Consider the following 5,191-nt stretch of genomic DNA (forward strand, 5'->3'; position numbering starts at 1 on the left):
AACGGCGAGTTGGTGATCGCTGGCGACTGGCTGACCGAGAGCGGCATTACCAACGCTGAACAACTGGAGGTTACCGCTGCACCGGGGGTGATCCGGGTGCAGCGGCGGGAAGAGGGAGGATTTAGGGCTTAGATGTAGGAACCCCGGCTAAGGCCGGGGTTATAACCTTAACTTTGTTGATAACGCTCATCTTGTTGAATAATAGGTTCCATATATTCCTCCCATGCTAGCTTTTGGGAAGTTTGTCCTCGTGTCAACTCCGTTCGATTATTAATACACTCACGAACAGCTTTTATAGCCACATTAAATTCTTCCTTCTCTAATTCAGCTAGTACGATTTGATCTAGTGGTAAATACAACATTATCTTTTCATGTAGTTCGGGATAATGTTCCTGGAACGCATCATCAAACAACGCTTCCAAGGCATTCGAAGATGATCGGTCAAGCCCTACAGTGAGACTTCTGTCACTATAGTTATTGCTGCATGGTTTCCGACCAATATTAAAAAAAGAACCCATAATCACCTCATAATGATAATTTTATCTGTCTGATTTTTAGGTAATTTAATTATAAAATCCATAAAAATCTTCTGATTCAACGGAGTTAACACAGTAAAATCAACAGGAACTATGTCTGCCTTTTCTAAGTGTTCAAGAATTTGCTTTTGTCCACCTGGAATGTTCTGCCCCTGGGGCGTCACTGTCATGTTTTTCTCAAAAAACTTATTCATTCCATCTATTTCTTTCTGAGATAAATTCTTGGTTGTATACATCAAATCAACAGTTTTCCCCGCATTAGGGCCTGAAGTGATAATAAAATCAGTTGCCTTTTGGCCAGTATTAGGCGCTCTTTCCAATGGTCCAAGAACACCTTCTAACCTTGCCGCAGCCTCTGCTGGGTTATATTTCCCATTACCGGTTACATCAGGTGTATTTAAGCGTTGCTGCCCCTCTAAAGGAGTCGCATTACTTTTAACTTCATAAATTCCATCTGCATTCTTTGTTAGTACAGGTGCTTTGTTGCCCGTAGCCCCATTCGCAGCCAACTTCTCCAGACTGACACCCGCTGCCTTGGCACCATAAACCATCCCCACCGTATCCTGGATGGTCACCGCTATCTTGGCCCATCCAGGTACCTCATCAATGGCTTTCTGATATTTGGCTGCGTAGGCCGCATCTTGCGCCAGCTTAGTTTGGGCTTGCTCTTTTGTATAGCCTTGCTCAATCAGCTTTACCAGATCGTGCGTGTAGTCACCAATGAGATCACCGAACTTCGCCATTTCATCTGGGTACTGGTCACGTAAGTCGTAATAGGTCTGGTACTCGGCATAACCTAGATAGCTGTCTTTGGCAGCAAGCGCCAGTTTCATCTCCTTGATACAGCCCGGACTGGCTCCATCAGCACAGGCATCCTTCAGATTGGCATCACTGGTAATATTCTTTAGCGTCAGATCAGCCAGATCTTTCACTTCACTATCAGTGATCGTGCCATTGGCCAGTTTGGCTTTCAGTTTGTCTTGGCGGATCCTATCACTGGCGTCGAGATAGTTATTCTCCACAACAACTTGCTCTGTCGTGAAGTTGGCTGTCGAACTTACTTTTTCCCTGTTCTATCAGTCAGTTAAAACCGTTTTTTGCCAGTGCATTTTGCTACAGGCAACTTTTTGCCCAGACGCGCGTTTTCGGCCTGTTACGCCATTTCCCCAACATTGTTAAAGAGCAACTGCCGCAACATCATAAGTCAGAACCCGCCACACCCCAAGCCCGCAAGAGTATTGTCGGCTACCGCCCCAACGGTGGCAGGCCGAACCCGTTACCGCAACTGACCATCAAGGGCCGCTGGCTGGAAGCGCTGGGGTTTAACAAGGGCCAACCCGTGAGCATTATTGCGGAACAGGGCCAACTGATTATCCGCACCGCAACCACCACGGAGGGGAACCCATGAACATCACCTTTACCCCTGAGCCGATCCCCGAGTTAACGCTAACGGGTAGACAACTGGCCGCACTGGGTTTTACCAGTGGCACCCCGTTACAAGTGATCTTGAGGAACCGCACGCTGTGGGTCACCACCGTCACCGATGAGGCCACTTGGGACAAATCTGCCGGAAGCAGATTTGAACGCTGCTTGCAGCGGCCCCGAAGGGGCGAGGCCCACGGATGGGCCGAGTAGCACACTGTGCGCAGTCAGCCAACAGCGGCAAGATTTGGGGGCGGATTGGGTGCGGGATAACGGCGAGTTGGTGATTGGTGGTGACTGGCTCACCGAGTCCGGCATTACCAGCGCGGAACAACTGGTCCTCACCGCCGCACCGGGGATCATTCGGGTGCAGCGGCGGGAAGAGGGAGGATTTAGGGCTTAAAAGCAAAACTCCCGGCCAACTGGCCGGGAGTTCGTGTTACTCATTATTTTTAATTATATCAATGTCATATAAAGGTGATGCTTGCATTTTTGGTTTTATCTCATCGTACCAGGCTTTAAACATCCACTCCTGCGGACGACTATTCATTACTGGGTTAGCTTTCAGATCGACCTCTATAGCTTTTTTTATCTGCTCATAACATTGCATATAAGTAGCTTGCGGCAATTTAGAAAAATCTAATGTTTGATCATATAGATCATAAGTTTCATAGATTTCCTCCATCACATCCTTACTCACCTGAGTGATATAAGGACGTAAATAATCGGCAATAATATCTATTGCTGAAGAACCCAATGACACCCCATTCTTTTGGGAAAAATAAAGAAAACCAGCCATGTTTACCTCATAATAACAACTTTGGCTTTATCTGCCGGAGATAACGTATTGATATAGGACAACAATCTTTGCTGGTTTTCAGCGTTAAGATTTCTGAAATCCAGAGGTACTATATCAGCCTTATTCAGGTGAGTATGTAACTGTGCAACGTTTTTATCCCAGTTGTTATTAAAGAACTTATTCATTCCTTCAATTTCTTTGGCCGTTCCTTTAGCCGTTGTAAACATAAAGTCAACAGTCTTCCCTTTGTTCGGGCCACTCGTAAATATAAAGTCAGCACCACTTATATCAGGGTCAACGCGTTCCAGATTTCCCCCCATACTATTCTGTAACTCACTAGCGGCAGACCCTTCAGCTAGCTTGTTTTTACCTGCATGAGGGTCATATTTTAATCGGTTAACTTCATCAAGATTAACAGCCCCCCCTGTATTAACAACAGACCCAGCAATTTCATCACTAGCCTGGTTAATCAGCCTGGACGCTTCAGCAAGGTCACCCTTATTCAGTGCTGCTTCTGCTGCCTTGATTGCCTTACTCGCTGCATCACCTAAACCAGGCAGCACTCCTATTATGGTTGCAACATAGTCCAGCGCACTCTGTGCTTCGGCAAGGCTCTTGAGATCCCCAAAAATCGGCACTAAATCTATCCCAAAATCCGCACCAGTTGACAGGATATCTATTAGCTCTTCCCGGCGTTGTTCATACATCTTCACCGAACAGACTTCTGCGCTCATCCCAGCACAGTTTTCCTGCCTGTACCGTTCATTTTGTTCTTCAACGCGCTCTTTAGCCTGTTGTTCTAGTGTCTTCCCAGCGGCCTGCGCATTATAAACATCACTCAGCGCGTTATTCTCCACAACAACTTGCTCCGTCGTGAAGTTGGCTGCCGAACTCACTTTTTCCTTGTGCCATCAGCCAGTTACAACATTTTTTTGTCAGTGCATTTTGCTACAGACAACTTTTTGCCCAGACGCGCGTTTTCAGCCTGTTACGCCATTTCCCCCAACATTGTTAAAGAGCAACTGCCGCAACATCATAAGTCAGAACCCGCCACACCCCAAGCCCGTAAGAGCATTGTCGGTTACCGCCCCAACGGTGGCAGGCCGAACCCGTTACCGCAACTGACCATCAAGGGCCGCTGGCTGGAAGCGCTGGGGTTTAACAAGGGCCAACCCGTGAGCATTATTGCGGAGCAGGGCCAACTGATTATCCGCACCGCAACCACCACGGAGGGGAACGCATGAACATCATCTTTACCCCTGAGCCGACACCTAAGTTAACGTTGTCCGGCAAGCCACTGGTCGCACTCGGTTTTACCACCGGAACACCGTTGCAACTGACCTTAAGGAACCGCACATTGTGGGGCACCACCGTTACCGATGAAGCCACTTGGCAACAACTCTGTGAGGTCAGCCAACAACGGCAAGATTTGGGGGCGGATTGGGTGCGGGATAATGGTGAACTGGTGATTGGTGGCGACTGGCTCACCGAGTCCGGCATTACCAACGCTGAACAACTGGAGGTTACCGCTGCACCGGGGGTGATCCGGGTGCAGCGGCGGGAAGAGGGAGGATTTAGGGCTTAGATGTAGGAACCCCGGCTAAGGCCGGGGTTATAACCTTAACTTTGTTGATAACGCTCATCTTGTTGAATAATAGGTTCCATATATTCCTCCCATGCTAGCTTTTGGGAAGTTTGTCCTCGTGTCAACTCCGTTCGATTATTAATACACTCACGAACAGCTTTTATAGCCACATTAAATTCTTCCTTCTCTAATTCAGCTAGTACGATTTGATCTAGTGGTAAATACAACATTATCTTTTCATGTAGTTCGGGATAATGTTCCTGGAACGCATCATCAAACAACGCTTCCAAGGCATTCGAAGATGATCGGTCAAGCCCTACAGTGAGACTTCTGTCACTATAGTTATTGCTGCATGGTTTCCGACCAATATTAAAAAAAGAACCCATAATCACCTCATAATGATAATTTTATCTGTCTGATTTTTAGGTAATTTAATTATAAAATCCATAAAAATCTTCTGATTCAACGGAGTTAACACAGTAAAATCAACAGGAACTATGTCTGCCTTTTCTAAGTGTTCAAGAATTTGCTTTTGTCCACCTGGAATGTTCTGCCCCTGGGGCGTCACTGTCATGTTTTTCTCAAAAAACTTATTCATTCCATCTATTTCTTTCTGAGATAAATTCTTGGTTGTATACATCAAATCAACAGTTTTCCCCGCATTAGGGCCTGAAGTGATAATAAAATCAGTTGCCTTTTGGCCAGTATTAGGCGCTCTTTCCAATGGTCCAAGAACACCTTCTAACCTTGCCGCAGCCTCTGCTGGGTTATATTTCCCATTACCGGTTACATCAGGTGTATTTAAGCGTTGCTGCCCCTCTAAAGGAGTCGCATTACTTTTAACTTCAT

The 5,191-nt window shown here is 46.6% G+C and carries 10 protein-coding genes; 4 read left to right on the plus strand and 6 right to left on the minus strand.

Annotated elements, in window-relative coordinates; genetic code table 11:
* Window positions 1-167: 167 nt before the first annotated feature.
* Window positions 168-518, minus strand: coding sequence for a hypothetical protein (locus tag IO95_RS20055; RefSeq protein WP_037386883.1), 351 nt, complete (start codon window positions 516-518; stop codon window positions 168-170).
* A 2-nt stretch (window positions 519-520) separates the two neighbouring features.
* On the minus strand, window positions 521-1,558 hold the full coding sequence (locus IO95_RS25700) for a DUF6862 domain-containing protein (RefSeq protein WP_037386887.1): 1,038 nt from the start codon (window positions 1,556-1,558) through the stop codon (window positions 521-523).
* A 164-nt stretch (window positions 1,559-1,722) separates the two neighbouring features.
* Here IO95_RS25700 and IO95_RS24445 point away from each other — a divergent pair, with 164 nt between their 5' ends.
* Together IO95_RS24445 and IO95_RS25850 are read left to right on the plus strand one after the other, a co-directional pair.
* Window positions 1,723-1,944, plus strand: coding sequence for a SymE family type I addiction module toxin (locus IO95_RS24445; RefSeq protein WP_072011707.1), 222 nt, complete (start codon window positions 1,723-1,725; stop codon window positions 1,942-1,944).
* Window positions 1,945-2,115: 171 nt separating this feature from the next.
* Window positions 2,116-2,361, plus strand: coding sequence for a hypothetical protein (locus tag IO95_RS25850; RefSeq protein WP_235186803.1), 246 nt, complete (start codon window positions 2,116-2,118; stop codon window positions 2,359-2,361).
* Between the two features lie 36 nt (window positions 2,362-2,397).
* Here the strand turns inward: IO95_RS25850 and IO95_RS20070 are convergent, their stop codons facing one another.
* The gene (locus IO95_RS20070; RefSeq protein WP_037386889.1) at window positions 2,398-2,757 is read right to left on the minus strand and encodes a hypothetical protein; all 360 of its coding nucleotides are present in this window, start codon (window positions 2,755-2,757) and stop codon (window positions 2,398-2,400) included.
* A gap of 2 nt (window positions 2,758-2,759) precedes the next feature.
* Window positions 2,760-3,653 (minus strand): hypothetical protein, encoded by an 894-nt coding sequence (locus IO95_RS23675; RefSeq protein WP_051791311.1) that lies wholly within the window; start codon window positions 3,651-3,653, stop codon window positions 2,760-2,762.
* 126 nt (window positions 3,654-3,779) lie between these two features.
* On the opposite strand from IO95_RS23675, the gene IO95_RS20080 reads away from it, so the two are divergent.
* Window positions 3,780-4,001 (plus strand): SymE family type I addiction module toxin, encoded by a 222-nt coding sequence (locus IO95_RS20080; RefSeq protein ID WP_037386899.1) that lies wholly within the window; start codon window positions 3,780-3,782, stop codon window positions 3,999-4,001.
* Window positions 3,998-4,342 carry a type I addiction module toxin, SymE family gene (locus tag IO95_RS20085; RefSeq protein ID WP_037386891.1) on the plus strand — a complete coding sequence of 115 codons (345 nt, stop codon included), beginning with the start codon at window positions 3,998-4,000 and terminating at the stop codon, window positions 4,340-4,342. The genes IO95_RS20080 and IO95_RS20085 overlap by 4 nt, the downstream gene beginning before the upstream one ends.
* Window positions 4,343-4,377: 35 nt before the next feature.
* On the opposite strand, the gene IO95_RS20090 is transcribed toward IO95_RS20085, so the two are convergent.
* Together IO95_RS20090 and IO95_RS25705 are read right to left on the minus strand one after the other, a co-directional pair.
* Window positions 4,378-4,728: a hypothetical protein gene (locus IO95_RS20090; protein ID WP_037386883.1), complete on the minus strand. Its 351-nt coding sequence runs from the start codon at window positions 4,726-4,728 to the stop codon at window positions 4,378-4,380.
* Window positions 4,729-4,730: 2 nt separating this feature from the next.
* A partial coding sequence (locus IO95_RS25705; RefSeq protein ID WP_037386893.1) for a hypothetical protein occupies window positions 4,731-5,191 on the minus strand: 461 nt, incomplete at its 5' end.

Source organism: Serratia sp. DD3 (genome assembly GCF_000496755.2).

What these genes read in the sequence shown, in the direction of transcription:
- IO95_RS20055 (WP_037386883.1), bottom strand. Translation starts at nt 518, where the DNA reads ATGGGTTCTTTTTTTAATATTGGTCGGAAACCATGCAGCAATAACTAT.
- IO95_RS20070 (WP_037386889.1), bottom strand. Translation starts at nt 2,757, where the DNA reads ATGGCTGGTTTTCTTTATTTTTCCCAAAAGAATGGGGTGTCATTGGGT.
- IO95_RS20085 (WP_037386891.1), top strand. Translation starts at nt 3,998, where the DNA reads ATGAACATCATCTTTACCCCTGAGCCGACACCTAAGTTAACGTTGTCC.
- IO95_RS20090 (WP_037386883.1), bottom strand. Translation starts at nt 4,728, where the DNA reads ATGGGTTCTTTTTTTAATATTGGTCGGAAACCATGCAGCAATAACTAT.